Origin of the sequence: Corynebacterium sp. HMSC059E07, from assembly GCF_001814395.1 — a bacterium.
Classification (GTDB): Bacteria; Actinomycetota; Actinomycetes; order Mycobacteriales; family Mycobacteriaceae; genus Corynebacterium; species Corynebacterium hesseae.
In genome coordinates this window covers 12,726-29,946 of sequence record NZ_KV816327.1, presented here as the reverse complement: position 1 = coordinate 29,946, position 17,221 = coordinate 12,726, and the positions used below count along the sequence as shown (strand labels likewise).

The following is a 17,221-nucleotide window of genomic DNA, read 5'->3' as shown; positions in this document are numbered from 1 at the left end:
ACCCCTATGACTGATTCCGCCCCGCTCTCCGCGCACATCACCACGCGCATGCCGAGCCTGCAGCCCATCGAACAACGCGTGGCCCAGGCAATCCTCGAAGACATGGACTTCGTCCTGCACGCCACTGCGGACCAGCTGGCAGCCAAGGTAGGCACGTCCCGTACCTCCGTCATCCGCACCGCGAAAGCGCTGGGCTACGACGGGTACCAGCAGTTGCGTGTGGCGCTCACGCAGGAGATTGTGCAGCGCCCCACCCCGCCGGCGGGTGCCGATTCCACCCACGTCGGCCGCATGAGTGCCGAGATTGCCTCCTTCAGCAACTACCTGCATGGGCTTACTGCCCTGCTCAACGAGGATGAGCTAGCCGCGACAGTGGAGGCAGTAGCACAGGCCAAGCGGGTTCTCCTCGTGGGCAATGGCCTCTCTGCTCCCTTGGCGCAGACCATGGCGCTGCGCCTCACAAGCATCGGGCGCCCCGCCGAGTTCGTGGCGGAGGCCATGGGCCAGCACATCGCGGCGACGCAACTAGACGCAGAGTGCGTGTGCCTCGTCGTTTCCGGTTCAGGGTCGACCACGCTCACGCTCAAAGCCGCGACCGCATCCTTCGAGGCGGGCGCGAAGCTCATCGCGCTGACTTCGTTTACCTCCTCGCCCTTGGCGGAGCTCGCCTCCTACACGCTGGTCATCCCCTCCCCGGATGGGACATTTCGTGCAGAGCTGCAGGATGCCTCGCGCGTTGCTTTTCTGCTGGTGCTTGAAGCACTCGTGACGCTGGTGGATTCCCACCTCGATGATTCCGCGGCACGGCGCACGGTGCTCTCCGTGCTCCATTCGGCGATGGAAGATTAATTTCCCAGGTAGGCGTAGGCCGCGGCGATGAGCGCCTGCGTCGCGGTGCTGAGCGTCGGCTGCAGCTCCGGTGCAAAGCGCGGATTGTGGTTCGGGACGGAAACGCCGTCCGTGCGGCCACCGAAGCCCCAAAAGCAATAGGGAGCGCCGAAGGCATCGGGGAGTCTCGAGAAATCTTCCGATGCGGTCCACGGTTCCATGTCGAGGACGTTGTCGCTTCCGAGGACGTCGACAAGCTGCGCGCGCACCTTGTTCGTGACTTCCTCATCGTTGACAGTGAGCGGGTAATTATCGCTTTCGGTGATCTCCGGCTCACGTGGGGACATCGCTGCCTGGCACTCGGCGTTGACAATCCGGTGGATGGCCACAACGATTTGCTCTCGAATCTCCTCGCTATAGGCGCGGACATTGATGCGCAGGGTGGCCGAATCCGGGATGATATTGGCCTTCGACCCCGCTTGCAGCGCGCCGACGGTCAGTACGGCGAACTGGTGAGGATCGACTTCGCGGGACGCGACGGTCTGCAGCCGCAACACGATGGAGCTGGCCAAGACGACTGGATCGACACTGAGGTGTGGCATCGAACCATGGGAACCGTGGCCATAGACGGTGACGGTGAGTGAGGTCGCTGTCGACAAGACCGGGCCGGGCGCAATCAGTACGCTGCCGGCCGGGGCGTTTTTATCAATAAAGATGTGTTGACCAAAGGACACGTCAGGTGTGGGGACTTTGCCGGTAAGTCCCGCGTCCACCATGGATTGCGCGCCCTCAGCGGTTTCCTCGCCCGGTTGAAAGAGCGCGATGAAAGTACCGGACCACGCGTCAGTGGCCTTCGCCATCGCTTCCGTGGCGCCAAGCAAGGCGGTCACGTGGGTGTCGTGGCCGCAGGCGTGCATAACCTCGCCCGTGGCCGAGTAGTCCAAGCCAGTGTCTTCAGTGACCGGCAGGCCGTCGAAGTCAGCGCGCTCTAAGACCGTCGAACCCTCACCGTTGCGGAGGATGCCGACGACTCCCCCGCCGAATTCAAGCACCTCAACCCCTGGAAACTCCCGGAGCTTGCCCGCGATGACGCCGCGGGTGCGCTCCTCTTCCATGCTGAGCTCAGGATGCTGGTGAAGGTCCTTGTACAGGGCTTCTTGCCACTGCGTGGCATGTGCTGCTCGGTCTAGGATGTGGGCGATACTCATGCCCACAGCCTACGCGCTATGAGCGCACGAGCTAGCCGCCGATCTTGAAATCGCAGACGTCGCCATCCTGCATGATGTATTCCTTACCCTCCTGGCGCACCTTGCCAGCGTTGCGGGCTTCCGCCATGGAGCCAGCAGCGTCTAGGTCGTCGAAGGAAACGATTTCTGCCTTGATGAACTTCTTCTCAAAGTCGGTGTGGATAACGCCAGCAGCCTGCGGTGCCGCAGAGCCCTGCCTGATGGTCCACGCGCGGGCTTCCTTCGGGCCAGCGGTCAGGTAGGTCTGCAGGCCGAGGGTGGCGAAGCCGGCCTTGGCCAACGTCGCCAAGCCTGGCTCTTCCTGGCCGACAGACTCCAGCAATTCCAGAGCCTCTGCCTCGTCGAGCTCAAGGAGCTCGGTTTCAGTCTGGGCATCGAGGAAGACGCACTCCGCCGGGGCGACAAGCTGGCGCAGCTCCTCCTTCTTGGCCTCATCGGTGAGGACGGCCTCGTCCGAGTTGAAGACATAAAGGAAAGGCTTCGCTGTCATGAGGTGCAGCTCGCGCAGCAAGGACAAATCAATCTCATTGTTCTTGGACGCCGCGAAGAGGGTGCGGTCATCCTCCAAGATGGCCTGGGCCTTCTTGGTCTCCTCCACGGTTTCTGCCAGATCCTTGTTCTTGCGCGCTTCCTTTTCCAAGCGCGGCAAAGCCTTCTCGATGGTCTGGAGGTCCGCAAGGATGAGCTCGGTGTTGATGACCGAAATATCGTGCGCCGGGTTAACCTCGCCGTCGACGTGGATAACGTTCTCATCAGCGAAGGCACGCACCACCTGGCAGATGGCATCGGCTTCACGGATGTTGGCAAGGAAGGCGTTGCCCATTCCCTCACCCTTGGAAGCGCCCTCGACAATGCCGGCGATGTCTACGAAGGACACGGTGGCCGGAAGGATGCGCTCGGAGCTGAAGATTTCCGCGAGGCGGTTCAGGCGGGAATCGGGAAGCTCCACTAGTCCGACATTGGGCTCGATGGTGGCAAACGGATAGTTCGCTGCCAAGATATCGGAACGGGTCAGGGCATTAAACAAAGTGGACTTGCCCACATTGGGCAGGCCGACGATTCCAAGTGTAAGACTCACGGGGCCAATCCTAACGCACCCCGGATCTTTTAAGGCAAGATGGTGGGGTGAGTTCTGATCAGCCATCCCCCAATGCATCCTCGCCTGAGCTCGCCGCCGCTGAGGCAGCGCTTGGCGGACGCTTCGATGATTCCGTCGACGCCGCTTCGCTGAACGCAGTCTCGCCGCACCCGCCAGGCAACCAAGTGGATCGCTCCGTGGTGGTCGGCGAGGTCATCAAGTCCGCATCGCTGTGGGCACTGCGCCTGACCATTATTGGGCTATTCCTCTATGCCTCATTCCGCATGTTGGGCAACTTCTGGCGTGGCATTTTGCCGGTTCTCATTGCTCTCATCATCTGCACTGTGCTTGCCCCTGTTGCGAGCGCCATGCGGCGCAAGGGGTTGCCGTCGGCCCTGGCTGCGGCGGTAACCATCCTCGTGTCCTTTACCGCGGTGGGCTCGCTTTTCATGTTCATTGCTCCGGACTTTGCGCGGCAATCCCAAACGCTGTACCTGCAAACTGCGGAAGGCATTCAGCGCCTGCAGCTATGGGCACAGGGTCCGCCGCTCAACCTCGATCCGGATGATATCGGCCAATACATCGATGAGATCGCCCTGTGGCTGCAGCGCCAGGCCGGCTCTATTGCGGGTTCCGTGTTCACAGGAATTGGCACGGCGACCTCCATCGTGGTCACGCTCTTCATCATCGTGGTGCTGACCTTCTTCTTCCTTAAAGATGGCCACAACTTCCTCCCCTGGTTGCGACAGGCCACGGGCCGCCGGACCGGCTGGCACCTCACTGAGCTGCTCACCCGTGTGTGGACCACGCTGGGCGGTTTCGTGCGGGCGCAGGCGGTGGTCTCGCTTGTCGACGCCATCTTCATCGGCCTCGGCCTCGCCCTCATCGGGGTGCCTTTGGCCATGGCGCTGGCCATCATCACCTTCATCGCCGGCTTTATCCCCTTTGTGGGCGCGATCGTGGCTGGTGCGCTATCCGTGACCATCGCGCTGGTCTCCTTGGGCTTTACCAAAGCACTGCTCGTTCTTGGCTTGGTCCTTTTAGTTCAGCAGCTTGAGGGCAACGTACTCTCCCCGTGGCTGCAATCGAAGGCCATGAACCTGCACCCGGTCATCGTGTTGATTTCTGTGACTGTAGGTTCCGCGCTCTTCGGCCTCGTCGGCGGCTTCCTCGCCGTTCCGGCGGCGGCGACCATCGCGGTGGTCTACCGCTACTTCCAAGACATGATGATGCTCCAGTCCGGCGAAAGGACCGCCGAAGACTTGGAATTCTCAACGGTCGCCGGCTTCCTCATCGGGCGCTACACACAGCAGCAGGGTGACCGGAAGCGCGAACAATGGCTGTCCATCCCGGACCACGCCGCACCCGAGGGCGCAGCAGAGGACGTAGCCCACGACGGCACCAGCCCGCTGGACCAAAAGATCGATGTCGACGTTGACGCAGACTTCAGCGAACGAGATAGCGGTGCCCGAGCGGGAATCAAGCGAGCGATTGGCACTCTCGAACAGATTTTGCAATCAAAAGACAAGAGCTAAGCCTCCGTGTCCGGGGAGCGTGCCATGATGACAGGCATGACGTCTTCCCTTCCCGTAGTGCTCTTGTTCCTCGGCCTCATCATCGGGGCTGCTCTGGGCTGGCTGGCCCGCGCCTATTCCGCACAGTCCGCCCAGCCATCAGAGGAACACCGTGCACTTCAAGAGTCTCAACGCCGCCAAGCAGAACTCGCCCCTCTAGAGAAGGCCATGGACCGTTTGGGCCTCCAGCTCCAAGAAATCGAGGAGGATCGGGCGACATCGCTCGCAGCACTCAGCAGCCAAGTACAAGCGGTGACCCGCACGTCGACACGCCTGTCTGACCGCACGGACAAGCTGGTCGGCGCACTGCGTTCCCCGAATGTTCGGGGACGCTGGGGCGAAGTGCAGCTCGAGCGCGTCGTCGAGCTCGGCGGTATGCGCAAACACGTGGATTTTGATTCACAGGTGAACGCCCGCATCAATGGCTCGCTCGTCCGCCCCGATCTTGTCGTTCACTTGGCCGGCGGGCGCAGCATTATCGTGGACGCCAAGGTACCGCTCAGCGCCTACCTCGATGCGATGGAGACTGAAGACCCGGAGGAGCGGGCTGGATACCTACGCCGCCATGCGCACCTCATGCGTTCCCACGTGCAGGCACTGGCGTCGAAGGACTATATCGAGGCCTTCTCCCCCACACCACAATTTGTGATCCTCTTTGTCCCCGCTGACACCTTCGTGGACGCGGCCTTGTCTATCGACGCTGAATTGCTCGAGTTCGCCTTCGAGCGCAACATCGTCATCGCTACCCCGAGCACCCTTTTCGCACTCTTACGTACCGTTGCGGTGAGCTGGCAGCACGAAGAGATCGAGGATAAAGCCCGCGAGGTCCAGCGCCTGGGCCGCGAGCTGTACACCCGGCTCAACACTCTTAATGAGCACTACGACAAGGTGGGCCGCGGGCTGGAGCGCGCGGTGGAGGCCTATAACGCAAGCCTGGCTAGTTTGGATTCGCGCGTTTCGGTCACTGCACGGCGGCTCAAAGAATTGGACGTCCCCGCCCGCGTCGACCGCCTGCCCGTGGAGCCGCGCCGTGTCGGTTCTTGGCCGCGGCGCGCCCAGAATGAATAACGGTTTGGCCAACATTCCCGGTAAGCTCTCTGGGCGTGTCAGTTGCCAAAAATCGTCGCCGCCCTCCCCGCCGCGGGATGCCGCTTACCCGAGCGCTTCTCCTCGCGCTCGTCGTAACGCTCGTGGCTTTGACGGTCTCAGGAGTGCTTGGCAGCGTGGGGCTGCCGTTCGCCCTGATTTTTGGACTGGGATCGCTCGCCGTCACCTGGCTGGTGGAAACCCGCGGGCTCTACATGCTGGTAATTTCATTGCCCCTGCTCTACGCGCTGGGAACCGTGGGCGGTGGCTTCATCAGTTCCACGTCAGCCTTGCCAGAAGGCGCGTCGCCGTTTTCTAAGACCGCGCTTCTCACCACGGCCTTCCCGCTGCTGCAGCACTTCCCCGTACTTATTGTCACAGTTATTGCCTGCGCGCTACTCGCAGTCCTGCGCCTGTGGCGCAGCGACAATCGAGCGAAGAGCCGTGAGGCTGAAGCCCAGGAAAAGCGCCGCACCGACGCAGCTTCCGACCTTCGAAACCGCTCCGAGCGTCTTTCCGTAGCGGAACTGCTTGCCCGTGAAGCCACAGTCTCGGGCCGCGTCCGTGAGCGCGACCGCGAGGAACGCCGCCGGATTCAAGCTGAAGAACGCGAAAGGCGCCGCCAAGCATCCCCCGATGCAGACGAGCGGGAGGATTTCCGCCGTGCCGCCGCTGAATCGGCAGAGAATGCGCGGCGCGCACGGGAGCACTCCCAGCGGTCCTCCCAGCCGCTGGAAGAGAATCTCTACGACGAGGATTAACGCGCGGTGCGTGCCGGACGCAGATCGCGCGGCAAGGAGAACGTGATAGTCTCCGTGGAGGTCGTCACCTGCTCAACGTCGTGGTAGCCACGCTCGTCCAGGAATTCCAGTACCTCACGGACCAGCAGTTCAGGCACGGATGCGCCACACGTCACGCCGACGGTGTTCACGCCCTCCAGCCAAGCTTCTTCGATCTCCGAAGCGAAGTCTACGAGGTGCGAGGCCTTAGAGCCTGCTTCTAGGGCGACCTCGACGAGACGCTTGGAGTTGGAGGAATTCTGGGACCCGACGACGATCATGAGATCACACTTCGGGGCAATGGCCTTCACCGATTCCTGACGGTTCTGAGTGGCGTAGCAGATATCATCTGATGGCGGATTCTCCAGGTGTGGAAAGCGCTCACGCAGCTTATTGACGATCTGAATGGTTTCATCAACCGACAACGTGGTTTGCGACAACCAGATGAGTTTCTCATCGTGGAGGAAATCCGGCAGCTTGTCGACGCCGTCCAAGCCATCTACCAAGTGGGTAACCTCTGGGGCCTCACCGGCAGTGCCTTCGACCTCTTCGTGGCCCTCGTGGCCGACGAGCAAGATGTGATAGCCATCGCGCTCAAAGCGCTGTGCTTCCTTGTGCACCTTGGTCACCAGCGGGCACGTTGCGTCCAGCGTTAGCTGCTTGCGTTCCTCCGCTTCCTTGCGCACCGTCGGCGCAATGCCGTGTGCAGAAAATACAAGGTGAGCGCCTTCAGGGGCTTCGGAAGCCTCCTCCACAAAGATGACACCACGCTTAGCCAGGGATTCAACAACGAAGCGGTTGTGCACGATTTGCTTGCGCACGTAGATAGGGGCGCCGTATTTCTCCAACGCCTTTTCCACTGTCTCAACAGCACGGTCCACGCCGGCGCAATAGCCGCGGGGAGCCGCCAGGAGCACCTTCTTTGCAGTTTCAGTCATGGCTCCCAGAGTATCGAAAGTCGCGCGCATACTGTAGTTACAGCTTGCCAGGCTTGGCCGGTAGCACCAGATGTCCGGCACGCCTCTTACACTGGACGGAACATACCCGAGAGACTAGACCACTCAAGAGAAAGGACTGCGCGTGAACCAACCGGCCAATTCTGCGGAAACGCCGTGGCCCGTCGGCAAGGTCAATGACCAAGTCAAAGGCTGGATCGAGCGCCTCGGTTTCCTCTGGGTGGAGGGGCAGATCACCCAGCTGAACATGAAGCCAACATGGAAGCTCTCCTACATCACATTGCGTGATGTCGAACAGGAAAAATCTGTTCAGTTGACATGTAACACCTCGCTCATCCGCAATGCCCCCTCACCGCTCAAGGATGGCGACCGCGTCGTGGTCTACGGCAAGCCCGCCTTCTACGCCGGACGCGGAAGTTTTTCCCTGTGGGTCACGGAGATCCGCCACGTCGGTATTGGTGACCTTCTTGCTCGGGTAGAGATGCTGCGCCAGCGGCTGCGTCAGGAGGGCCTGTGCGACGCTTCCCGTAAGCTGCCGCTTCCCTATCTACCGAAGAAGATTGGCCTCATCACCGGCCGCGGGTCCCATGCCGAGCGCGATGTGCTCTCCGTAGCGCAGGATCGTTGGCCAGCGGTTCAGTTCGAAGTCATTAACACTGCTGTCCAGGGAGCCACTGCCGTTACCCAGGTGATTGACGCGCTCCGGACTCTCGACGCGAACCCGGAAGTCGATGTCATCATCATCGCCCGCGGCGGTGGTTCAGTGGAAGATCTGCTTCCCTTCTCCGAGGAGGCGCTCCAGCGCGCTGTGGCAGACGCCCGCACTCCGGTTGTCTCCGCCATCGGACACGAACCGGACCACCCGGTGCTCGATGATGTCGCCGATCTGCGCGCCGCCACGCCCACCGATGCGGCCAAGCGCGTCGTTCCTTCCGCCGCCGAAGAGTATGCGCTGATCTCTGAAGCCCGCTCGCGCATGGCGGCAGCGCTGCGCGGCTGGGTGGACAGGGAACGCCGCGGCCTCGAGAGCATCCGCTCCCGCCCGGTCCTCGCCGATCCCATGGTGCCGATCAACGCGCGCCGCGAGGAACTTGAGCGCAACCTCGCGCTGATTCGCCGGGTAGTTACGCACCGGTTGGATCGCGAAAGTAACCAGGTAGCCTCGTTGCGTGCTCGCGTCTCAGCCTTGGGCCCCTCGGCCACACTTGAACGGGGCTACGCCATCGTTCAGGTGCTGCCTCGCGACGGTAGCGGACCAGAGGTTGTCACCAGCTATGCGCAGTCTCCCCCGGGATCGCAGCTGCGCATCCGCGTTGGCGATGGTTCGATTACCGCCGCCGCAATGGCCTCCCAGGCCGCAGATTAAAACGATTTATTAGAGCACAAGAGAAAAGGAATTGACCCCATGACTGACACAATTGGTGCCGGCCAACCCGGCCAGGACGCGTTCCCACCGGTAGAAGAACTGAGCTATGAACAAGCCCGCGATGAACTCATTGAGACCGTAAAGATCCTCGAGCTGGGCCAGATGGGCTTGGACGAGTCTCTTAAATACTGGGAGCGTGGCGAGGCCCTAGCAAAAGCTTGCGAGGCGCACCTCGACGGCGCATCGAAGCGCGTAGAGGAAGCCCTCCGCAAGAATACTGAGGGCACCGATAGCGCAGCCACCAATGCAGAAGCAGGAGAGGATTAAATGAAAATTTACGGCTACCCGGGAGATCGCGTCGATTTCGTCTCCAAGTCGGGCGGAGCGGGATCCATGGTCTTTGGGGATTCACGCCAGCTCGTCGAGGAGTTTTTCGGCCCGCCGCACACCGTGAGCGGAGAGGAAATCAGCTATTTCTCCGGCTCCATCGTCCTGCGTTTTAGCGCTGATAAACTCGTCGAAATTGCACTCTTCCCCGGCAAGTCCCAACACGAAAAGGTCGATGTCTACCTGGGCAAGACGCGCCTGAGTGGGCTCGACCCGGAGTCTCTCACCAGTGCCGCCGGCGATGCCGTCGAGGTGGAGTGGGATGAAACGCTGCAGAGCGTGACGTTCCGCTAACTATTTACTCGCTGACGACGCTGCCATCCTCAGCAATTTGGAGCGGCTCAGCTTCCGCGAAGGCGGTGAGGGCCGTCTCATAATCAGCGTCGGAGGCAGAGCCCGTAAGAACGAGGCGGGCATCGCCCAAGTCAGTAATCCACAGTGGACGCACATCTTTGTCGTCACTGCTCAGGATTTCCACGTCGTGGCCCGCCACCTCACGCCGCTCGGAGTTGCCACGATAGTTGGAGTCGTAGGCCGAGGGGACATCGCCAAGCGCCAACTGCGTCTGCGCCGATTCCACGTAGCCTTCCTCGGCGGTAAGCCAGCTCACCACGGCACCGGATTCGCCGCCCATCTCCTTACGCCGTGCGGCCGTAGGCTGCCAGCCCTCCGGCATGACGGGCTCCCTGATGACGGCCCCGGTGCCGCGCGCCTCCATTTCCAGAAACGTAGCGGCATCCACGTTCTGCACGGGCCCCGGCTTTTCCGGGTTGATCGAGCACAGTCCCGTTGCTCCAACCGCCAGGAACATCATGATGAGGATGACGCCCACCGTCAGGGTGATATCACGCGCGTCCTCAAAAATCTTAGGTTTATCTTCAGATGCCACCCGCCCAGTATGTCACGCCGCCTCCCGCGCTCGCGACAGCGACCTCCCACCTGCCCTTTTGGTGGCCAACTTGACTGAGACCCTCTTCTGGGGGAGGCATTCGGGCTTGGATACGAGGGAAAAGTGGAAGAATGGAATATGTATTCCGGGTTGTCCCCCACCCCGGGCCGAGCCACCTGAAAAGAAAGGGACTAATCACACATGTCTGATAACACGTCTTATATCCCCGATCGCAACCTAGCCATGGAGCTGGTGCGTGTCACTGAGGCAGCAGCACTCGCCTCGGGTCGCTGGGTTGGCCGTGGACAGAAGAATGAAGGTGACGGCGCCGCGGTGGATGCTATGCGCAAGCTCATCAACTCCGTAGAGATGAACGGCATCGTCGTCATCGGTGAGGGCGAAAAGGATGAAGCCCCCATGCTGTTCAACGGAGAAAAAGTCGGCACCGGCCAGGGTGCAGAGATGGACATCGCCGTCGACCCGGTTGACGGCACCCGTCTTATGGCAGAAGGCCGCCCGAACGCTATTTCCGTCATCGCTGCTGCTGAGCGCGGCACCATGTATGACCCATCCGCAGTGTTCTATATGAAGAAGATTGCTGTCGGCCCAGAGGCTGTTGGCTCAATCGATCTCAATGAGTCCGTGGAGTGGAACATCAAATCCGTGGCCAAGGCCAAGGGCATCAAGCCAGCTGACCTGACCGTCGTCGTACTCGACCGCCCGCGCCACGATGACCTTATCCGCCAGATCCGTGAGGCAGGCGCCAAGGTTCGCCTCATCATGGATGGTGACGTCGCCGGCGCCATCGCCACCTGCCAGGACACCAACTCCATCGATATGATGATGGGTATCGGTGGCACCCCAGAGGGCATCATCACCGCATGTGCCATGAAGTGTATGGGTGGTGAAATCCAAGGCAAGCTGTGGCCTAAAGATGAAGCAGAGGCAGAGAAGGCACGCAAGGCCGGACACGACCTTGATCGCGTCCTCACCACCAACGATCTGGTCTCTTCTGAAAACTGCTACTTCGCCGCAACCGGCGTTACCAATGGCGACATGCTCCGCGGCGTGTCCTACCGCCCCAACGGCGCCACGACCCGTTCTCTGGTCATGCGCTCCAAGTCCGGCACGATCCGCTACGTCGATTCCATCCATAAGCTGGCTAAGCTGCAGGAATACTCCGTGGTGGACTACACCAACCCCCACGATAAGGAAAGCTAATCCACTTTCCTGCGAAGAGTGCTACGGTGGCCATCAATGCCGTGCCACGGCACACATAAAGAACTCTACAATTCTCATCTCACAGAAAAGGTGACTTCATGACTGAATACCGCATCGAACACGACACTATGGGCGAAGTCAAGGTTCCGGTCGACGCCCTGTGGCGTGCCCAAACCCAGCGCGCTGTGGAAAACTTCCCCATTTCTGGCCGTGGCCTTGAAGCTGCCCAGATCCGCGCACTCGGTCTTCTCAAGGCCGCCTGCGCTCAGGTGAATAAGGATTCCGGCAAGCTGGATGCGGAGAAGGCCGACGCTATCATTGCGGCAGCCACCGAGATTGCAGAAGGCAAGCACAACGATGCCTTCCCGATCGATGTCTTCCAGACCGGCTCCGGTACCTCTTCCAACATGAACACGAACGAGGTCATCGCTTCCATCGCCCACAACAATGGCGTGGAGATTCACCCGAATGACCACGTGAACATGGGCCAGTCCTCCAACGACACCTTCCCCACCGCAACCCATGTTGCGGCGACCGAGGCTGCCGTCAACGACCTCATCCCGGGCCTCAAGGTCCTCCACGAATCCCTCGTGGCTAAGGCCAAGGAATTCGCCGACATGGTCAAGTCCGGACGCACCCACCTGATGGACGCCACCCCGATCACCTTGGGCCAGGAGTTTGGCGGCTACGCTCGCCAGATCGAGCTCGGCATTGAGCGCGTTGAGGCAACACTGCCGCGCTTGGGTGAACTGGCCATCGGCGGCACCGCAACCGGTACCGGCCTGAACACTTCCGCCGACTTCGGCGGCAAGGTTACCGAGGAGCTCAAGAAGCTCACCGGCGTCAAGGAGCTGTCTGAGGCTAAGAACCACTTTGAGGCCCAGGCCGCTCGCGACGCCTTGGTGGAGTTCTCCGGCGCTATGCGCACCGTGGCTGTCTCCCTCAACAAGATTGCCAACGACATCCGTCTCATGGGCTCCGGCCCGTTGACCGGTTTGTCCGAGATCCACTTGAAGGACCTGCAACCGGGCTCCTCCATCATGCCGGGCAAGGTCAACCCGGTTCTGTGTGAGGCCGCCACCATGGTCGCTGGCCAGGTTATCGGTAACGACGCAGCCGTTGCCTTCGGCGGCTCCAACGGCCACTTCGAGCTCAATGTCTACATCCCGATGATGGCTCGCAACGTTCTCGAGTCGGCCCGCCTGCTGGCCAACGTCTCCCGCGTTTTCGCTGAGAAGTGCGTTGACGGCATCGAGGCCAACGAGGAGCGCATGAAGAAGTTTGCGGAGTCCTCCACCTCCATCGTGACCCCGCTGAACTCCAAGATTGGCTACGAGAACGCAGCCAAGGCAGCTAAGCACGCACTGCACGAGAAGATCACTGTCCGCGAGGCAGTCATCGACTTGGGCTTCGTCGACGGAGAGAACCTCACTGAGGAGGAGCTCGATGAGCGCCTCAACGTTCTCACCATGACCAACCGCGACCGCGACAACTTCTAAGCTCGCTTTCGCGAACGCCGCCGCTCTCCTTCGGGAGGGCGGCCTTCGTCGTTTTCAACGCCCACGCTCAGCGTCATAGTAACCACCGTCATATTTTTAGATCTCCCTTTCAAAAATCACTCGAATTGCACTTGGTGCAAATTTGCACTGAGTGTACTGTTGCACTCTGTGCAAGAAGAAATGTCATTACGCGAGCAGAAGCGCCTCAAGACGCGCCTGCGAATCGAAGACGCCGCCACCCGTCTCGTGGATGAGCGTGGATTCGCCGACGTTACCGTCGAGGAAATTTGCGACGCAGCGGGGATTTCTCGGCGCACCTTTTTTAATTATTTTGATTCCAAAGACACTGCTGTGCTCGGTGCGCCGAGTCACGACTTCACAGAGGAACAGAAGAAGGCTTTCCTTAGCGCCCCTACGGATAGCGTTTTCAGGCTGGCGGTCGACCTAGTTAAAGGACACCTCGTTGGCCAGCATGTCAACGAGGTCATCGCTGAACGTCGCCGTCGGATCTCTGGGGACAGCGATGCCGCGGCGGCGGCACTCAGCCGTAAGCGGGCCAAGTCGAACGAGATCCTGGGGCTCATCACCGAGCGCCTTGACCAGGATCCCTCCTTGCGGCAGATGCCCGAGGTCACGGCTGAGACTGAGGCGATACTCATTGCCTTTGCTATCAGGGAAGCATTCTGGATAGCCACTGCGTCGCCAGATTTCAGCTGCGACATCCCCTTTGAGGAACGCTTCGAATCTGCGCTCACACTCATTAATAAATTTTCGAAAGGACTGACATGGTAGATACCGCGGCTAAGCCGGCCTCTCAGGCCGGCAGCGGCAAGCCGGATAACAACCTTGCCCTCGTATTCTCCGCCCTCGTGCTCACCATGCTGATGAGCTCTTTGGGCCAGATGATTTTTGCCACCGCTCTACCCACCATCGTCGGCGAGCTCGGCGGCGTGGACCACATGAGCTGGGTCATCTCCGCCTTCTTGGTCATGATGACAATCGCCATGCCTATCTCCGGCAAGCTCGGTGACATGATGGGCCGCAAGTGGCTCTACATTGGCGGCATCGGCGTCTTCGTCATTGGCTCCACGCTCGGCGGCTTCGCTGATTCGATGAACCTGCTCATCATTGGCCGCGCCGTGCAGGGTTTCGGCGCTGGTTTCATGATGATTTCCTCCCAATCCATCATCGCGGAGGTCACCACCTCCCGTGAGCGCGGCAAGTTCATGGGCATCATGGGCGGCGTCTTTGGACTCTCCTCCGTCCTCGGCCCAGTCCTCGGTGGCTGGTTCACTGACGGCCCGGGCTGGCGCTGGGGCATGTGGATGAACATCCCGCTGGGTCTGCTCGCCATCATCGTATGCACCCTGGTCCTCCACCTGCGCGTCGGCGATACCGACCTGCGCAAGTTTGACCTCCTCGGCGCCATCTTCATTTCCATCACCACCGCCTCCCTGATCCTTATGACGACCTGGGGCGGAACCCAATACGAGTGGTCCGACCCGATCATCCTCGGCCTGGGCATCACCGTGGTCATCGGTGCCATCATCACCGTCTTCGTCGAATCCAAGGCCAAGGAGCCGCTCATCCCGGTGCAGCTGTTCAAGAACCGCAACATGGTTCTCACCACCGCAGCCGGCATGGTGCTGGGCCTGGCGATGTTCGGCGTGCTGGGCTACATGCCAACCTACCTGCAGATGGTTCACACTCTGACCCCGACCAAGGCAGGTCTCATGATGATCCCGATGATGGTCGGCATGATCGGAACCTCCACAGCCGTCGGTTTCATCATCGCCCGCACCGGTCACTACAAGCGCTACCCCATCATCGGCCTAGCAATCACTGCTGGTGCGCTGTTCTGGATGTCCAAGCTGACTGCAGACACCTCTCTGACCCAGCTCGGTGCAGAGTTCCTCGTCTTCGGCATCGGCCTTGGCTTCGTCATGCAGGTTCTGGTCCTCATTGTCCAGAACTCCTTCCCCATCGCCCTCGTCGGAACCGCGACTGCCGCAAATAACTTCTTCCGTCAGATCGGTTCCGCCATCGGTGCTTCCCTCGTCGGCTCCCTCTTCATCCACAACATGAAGGATGAAATGGCCGCCAACATGCCCGCTGCCATCAAGTCTATGGGTGAGGCAGGCAAGCCCTTCGCGGAGAAGTTTGCCAGCGCTAATGGTGGTTCCTCCAGCCTCACCCCGGCTCTGGTTGCTCAGCTGCCGGACCCCATCAAGGACGTTATCCTCAACGCTTACAACGACGGCCTAACCCCCGTCATCCTGCTGATGGTTCCTATGGCCATCATCGCGCTCCTCCTCATCCTCCCCGTCCGCGAGGAGCACCTCAAGGAGACGATTGATTAGAAGCCACTGCTTCGAGACAAGCTGGCGCTTGACGACGAGCAACGGTGGTCTGGGAGCTGGGATGTCCCCTCGGCGTAGAAACCGGGTGAAGTAAGAACGAATCCTCGCTACGAGCATTCACGTAGCGAGGATTTCTTATTGTCACGATGCTTAGCGCAAGATTCCCAACTGGCGTGCTACCTGGGCAGCCACGCCGATGAGCGCGAGCACGCCGGCGAGGATGCCCACGATGGCACCAATGTTCGTGCCGCCGGAGCTCAAGTCCCCGCCGAGGGACTTCTTGGTCACCTTCACGGTCTTGGTGATCTGGTTATCCGAGACCTTTGCCTGGCCATTGCGCAGAACATAGGTGTTAAAGGTGACGGTCGCGGTGCCCTCAGACTTTGCTGTGTAGGTTCCGTCCTCGTTGACTTCAAGGACCTCTGGGTCGTTACTGCTGGGCGCCGCCACCGGAACCCCCAGCTTCGCTCCCCAGAATCCATCGATGCGCAAACCCAGGCTTCCTTGGCTTCCGACCGAGGTGCCTCCCGTGGTCATCAGTTCAGCACGGTTTATAGCGCTTTCCGGCACGGCGATGGGGAATGCGTGGCGACCGGCCGTCAACCGCGCCGGTTCGGACGGCTTATCATCGGCCGAATAGAGACCAGCTGTCACTTCTCCGATTTGAGCCTGCGCAAACTTCACGTATTCAGGATTAAGAATCGTGTACAGGTGGCCATTATTTGTTGACCATTGGCCGTTCTCTCGGACAAGGTAGTCCCACTCGCTGGGACCGCTGCTTCTGCTTGTAGACCACGATTCAACGGCATGTTCCATGTCCGTCGTGGTCAGGTTGTCCAAGGTATTGTAGTTGTCCAAGATTTCAGGAGTACGTGTGCCAACTGCGCGGCGATGATCAAACAAGAAGTTTCCCTCAGCAGCACGCTGCAAAACCGCGTGCTCGAGACCGCGGTCCCAGGAGATTGAATTCACATATGCCTCGCGGGTGCGGTAGCCAGCGGCACTAGCGGCCTGTCGCAGGGTTCCGCCGTTGAAGGGCAGGTTGGTGTCCCAGGCTTTGCCGCGCAACTCGCGAACTTGGCGGGTAACCAAGTCGATGTCGGACTGCATCACTGGCTCGGCAAAGACATAGGCCAGAGCGCCGTTAGGCTGATTAACGTCGAGCTCGGCCACAGGAACGGAACCAGCCGACGGATAGGTTGCTGCCGTGGCAACAGGTGCGGAGAAAGCACCGGTTGCCACGGCTGCGGCTGTAGTAAGGGCAAGGACAGAAGTGCGCAAGGACATGCTTCACCTTCTAAGCGAGAGGGAATAAGAACAGCTTTAATTCTATCCCCACTCATGCCCTTCCATTAGAAAAGCAGGATAATTACTTTCTCTTCTGGTTGGCTGCTGCCTTCTTCTCCTCGGGCTTCGGCAGAAGAAGCTCATACACGTCCGTATCGCGCCACTGGCCGGCGAGCTCACCGTAGGTCATCTTTGCCATGTGGGAGTACGTGCCCACCTTGACGAAGCCACGGGACTTATGGAGGCCGGCGGAACCTTCGTTCTCCGGGAAGATCCACGAGTGGATAGCCCACTTATGCAGGTCGCGGCAGACCTCGATGAGCTGATCCAGCAAGGCGCCACCGATGCCCCTTCCCTGGGCTTCCTTGCTCAGGTAGATGGAATCCTCGACGACGCCGTGGAACACGGTGCGGGTAGACGCCTGTGCGGCGCACACCCAGCCGAGAACCTTTGAATCATCCTCCGCCTCAACAGCGACGAAAACTGACGCCATGATTTTGACGTTTTTGAACTCTTCAAAGGTCAACGAGCGGGTCTCGTAGGTAGCGTGGCCAGTGTTGAGGCCCTGCTCATAGATTTCTCGCATCTGCGGATAGTCCGCCGCATTGAAGGGACGGATGCGGAAATCCTTCTTCTTGTCTTTCGCGTTGTCGCTCATGGAACA

At 60.3% G+C, this 17,221-nt stretch carries 17 protein-coding genes; 11 read left to right on the top strand and 6 right to left on the bottom strand.

Annotated elements, in window-relative coordinates; all coding sequences use genetic code 11:
- Nucleotides 1-6 precede the first annotated feature (6 nt).
- Complete coding sequence (locus HMPREF2967_RS08395; protein ID WP_070686011.1) at nt 7-849, top strand: MurR/RpiR family transcriptional regulator; 843 nt, start codon at nt 7-9, stop codon at nt 847-849.
- Here the strand turns inward: HMPREF2967_RS08395 and HMPREF2967_RS08390 are convergent.
- Complete coding sequence (locus HMPREF2967_RS08390) at nt 846-2,036, bottom strand: amidohydrolase (RefSeq protein WP_070686009.1); 1,191 nt, start codon at nt 2,034-2,036, stop codon at nt 846-848. The genes HMPREF2967_RS08395 and HMPREF2967_RS08390 overlap by 4 nt on opposite strands.
- Nucleotides 2,037-2,067: 31 nt before the next feature.
- A complete protein-coding gene (gene ychF / locus HMPREF2967_RS08385; RefSeq protein WP_070523989.1) occupies nt 2,068-3,153 on the bottom strand; it encodes a redox-regulated ATPase YchF in 1,086 nt (361 codons plus the stop codon).
- Between the two features lie 47 nt (nt 3,154-3,200).
- On the opposite strand from ychF, the gene HMPREF2967_RS08380 reads away from it, so the two are divergent.
- From HMPREF2967_RS08380 to HMPREF2967_RS08370, 3 genes are read left to right on the top strand one after another with little or no spacing between them, the layout of a single operon-like run.
- On the top strand, nt 3,201-4,688 hold the full coding sequence (locus HMPREF2967_RS08380) for an AI-2E family transporter (RefSeq protein ID WP_070686007.1): 1,488 nt from the start codon (nt 3,201-3,203) through the stop codon (nt 4,686-4,688).
- A 36-nt stretch (nt 4,689-4,724) separates the two neighbouring features.
- Entirely contained in the window at nt 4,725-5,795 is a 1,071-nt protein-coding gene (locus HMPREF2967_RS08375) for a DNA recombination protein RmuC (RefSeq protein ID WP_070562602.1), read from the top strand.
- A 35-nt stretch (nt 5,796-5,830) separates the two neighbouring features.
- Nucleotides 5,831-6,574 carry a DUF6542 domain-containing protein gene (locus HMPREF2967_RS08370; protein WP_232770788.1) on the top strand — a complete coding sequence of 248 codons (744 nt, stop codon included), beginning with the start codon at nt 5,831-5,833 and terminating at the stop codon, nt 6,572-6,574.
- Here the strand turns inward: HMPREF2967_RS08370 and HMPREF2967_RS08365 are convergent.
- Complete coding sequence (locus tag HMPREF2967_RS08365) at nt 6,571-7,530, bottom strand: 4-hydroxy-3-methylbut-2-enyl diphosphate reductase (protein WP_180952102.1); 960 nt, start codon at nt 7,528-7,530, stop codon at nt 6,571-6,573. The genes HMPREF2967_RS08370 and HMPREF2967_RS08365 overlap by 4 nt on opposite strands.
- 142 nt (nt 7,531-7,672) lie before the next feature.
- Here HMPREF2967_RS08365 and xseA point away from each other — a divergent pair, with 142 nt between their 5' ends.
- Genes xseA through HMPREF2967_RS08350 form a run of 3 tightly spaced genes read left to right on the top strand, consistent with a single transcriptional unit; the run spans nt 7,673 to nt 9,595 of the window.
- Complete coding sequence (gene xseA, locus HMPREF2967_RS08360) at nt 7,673-8,914, top strand: exodeoxyribonuclease VII large subunit (protein WP_070523981.1); 1,242 nt, start codon at nt 7,673-7,675, stop codon at nt 8,912-8,914.
- 39 nt (nt 8,915-8,953) lie between these two features.
- The gene (locus HMPREF2967_RS08355; RefSeq protein WP_070523979.1) at nt 8,954-9,241 is read left to right on the top strand and encodes an exodeoxyribonuclease VII small subunit; all 288 of its coding nucleotides are present in this window, start codon (nt 8,954-8,956) and stop codon (nt 9,239-9,241) included.
- The gene (locus HMPREF2967_RS08350) at nt 9,242-9,595 is read left to right on the top strand and encodes a hypothetical protein (RefSeq protein WP_070523977.1); all 354 of its coding nucleotides are present in this window, start codon (nt 9,242-9,244) and stop codon (nt 9,593-9,595) included.
- A 4-nt stretch (nt 9,596-9,599) separates the two neighbouring features.
- Here the strand turns inward: HMPREF2967_RS08350 and HMPREF2967_RS08345 are convergent, their stop codons facing one another.
- Entirely contained in the window at nt 9,600-10,190 is a 591-nt protein-coding gene (locus HMPREF2967_RS08345; RefSeq protein WP_070562565.1) for a DUF4245 domain-containing protein, read from the bottom strand.
- A gap of 201 nt (nt 10,191-10,391) precedes the next feature.
- On the opposite strand from HMPREF2967_RS08345, the gene glpX reads away from it, so the two are divergent.
- The 4 genes from glpX to HMPREF2967_RS08325 all read left to right on the top strand — a co-directional run bounded on the left by glpX (nt 10,392) and on the right by HMPREF2967_RS08325 (nt 15,270).
- Nucleotides 10,392-11,411 carry a class II fructose-bisphosphatase gene (gene glpX, locus HMPREF2967_RS08340; protein WP_070523973.1) on the top strand — a complete coding sequence of 340 codons (1,020 nt, stop codon included), beginning with the start codon at nt 10,392-10,394 and terminating at the stop codon, nt 11,409-11,411.
- A gap of 98 nt (nt 11,412-11,509) precedes the next feature.
- Complete coding sequence (locus HMPREF2967_RS08335) at nt 11,510-12,910, top strand: class II fumarate hydratase (RefSeq protein WP_070623765.1); 1,401 nt, start codon at nt 11,510-11,512, stop codon at nt 12,908-12,910.
- Between the two features lie 180 nt (nt 12,911-13,090).
- A complete protein-coding gene (locus tag HMPREF2967_RS08330; RefSeq protein ID WP_154762179.1) occupies nt 13,091-13,702 on the top strand; it encodes a TetR/AcrR family transcriptional regulator in 612 nt (203 codons plus the stop codon).
- Nucleotides 13,696-15,270 carry an MDR family MFS transporter gene (locus HMPREF2967_RS08325; RefSeq protein ID WP_070686003.1) on the top strand — a complete coding sequence of 525 codons (1,575 nt, stop codon included), beginning with the start codon at nt 13,696-13,698 and terminating at the stop codon, nt 15,268-15,270. The genes HMPREF2967_RS08330 and HMPREF2967_RS08325 overlap by 7 nt, the downstream gene beginning before the upstream one ends.
- A 150-nt stretch (nt 15,271-15,420) precedes the next feature.
- Here HMPREF2967_RS08325 and HMPREF2967_RS08320 read toward each other — a convergent pair whose 3' ends face one another.
- Together HMPREF2967_RS08320 and HMPREF2967_RS08315 are read right to left on the bottom strand one after the other, a co-directional pair.
- Nucleotides 15,421-16,557: a hypothetical protein gene (locus tag HMPREF2967_RS08320; protein ID WP_070686001.1), complete on the bottom strand. Its 1,137-nt coding sequence runs from the start codon at nt 16,555-16,557 to the stop codon at nt 15,421-15,423.
- A gap of 82 nt (nt 16,558-16,639) precedes the next feature.
- On the bottom strand, nt 16,640-17,215 hold the full coding sequence (locus HMPREF2967_RS08315; RefSeq protein ID WP_070523963.1) for a GNAT family N-acetyltransferase: 576 nt from the start codon (nt 17,213-17,215) through the stop codon (nt 16,640-16,642).
- Nucleotides 17,216-17,221 lie beyond the last annotated feature (6 nt).

Excerpts from the sequence above, each read along its gene's own strand:
- HMPREF2967_RS08355 (WP_070523979.1), top strand. The coding sequence starts at position 8,954 with ATGACTGACACAATTGGTGCCGGCCAACCCGGCCAGGACGCGTTCCCA.
- HMPREF2967_RS08325 (WP_070686003.1), top strand. The coding sequence starts at position 13,696 with ATGGTAGATACCGCGGCTAAGCCGGCCTCTCAGGCCGGCAGCGGCAAG.
- HMPREF2967_RS08320 (WP_070686001.1), bottom strand. The coding sequence starts at position 16,557 with ATGTCCTTGCGCACTTCTGTCCTTGCCCTTACTACAGCCGCAGCCGTG.
- HMPREF2967_RS08330 (WP_154762179.1), top strand. The coding sequence starts at position 13,091 with ATGTCATTACGCGAGCAGAAGCGCCTCAAGACGCGCCTGCGAATCGAA.
- HMPREF2967_RS08335 (WP_070623765.1), top strand. The coding sequence starts at position 11,510 with ATGACTGAATACCGCATCGAACACGACACTATGGGCGAAGTCAAGGTT.
- HMPREF2967_RS08315 (WP_070523963.1), bottom strand. The coding sequence starts at position 17,215 with ATGAGCGACAACGCGAAAGACAAGAAGAAGGATTTCCGCATCCGTCCC.
- HMPREF2967_RS08365 (WP_180952102.1), bottom strand. The coding sequence starts at position 7,530 with ATGACTGAAACTGCAAAGAAGGTGCTCCTGGCGGCTCCCCGCGGCTAT.
- HMPREF2967_RS08350 (WP_070523977.1), top strand. The coding sequence starts at position 9,242 with ATGAAAATTTACGGCTACCCGGGAGATCGCGTCGATTTCGTCTCCAAG.
- HMPREF2967_RS08390 (WP_070686009.1), bottom strand. The coding sequence starts at position 2,036 with ATGAGTATCGCCCACATCCTAGACCGAGCAGCACATGCCACGCAGTGG.
- HMPREF2967_RS08395 (WP_070686011.1), top strand. The coding sequence starts at position 7 with ATGACTGATTCCGCCCCGCTCTCCGCGCACATCACCACGCGCATGCCG.
- HMPREF2967_RS08375 (WP_070562602.1), top strand. The coding sequence starts at position 4,725 with ATGACGTCTTCCCTTCCCGTAGTGCTCTTGTTCCTCGGCCTCATCATC.
- glpX (WP_070523973.1), top strand. The coding sequence starts at position 10,392 with ATGTCTGATAACACGTCTTATATCCCCGATCGCAACCTAGCCATGGAG.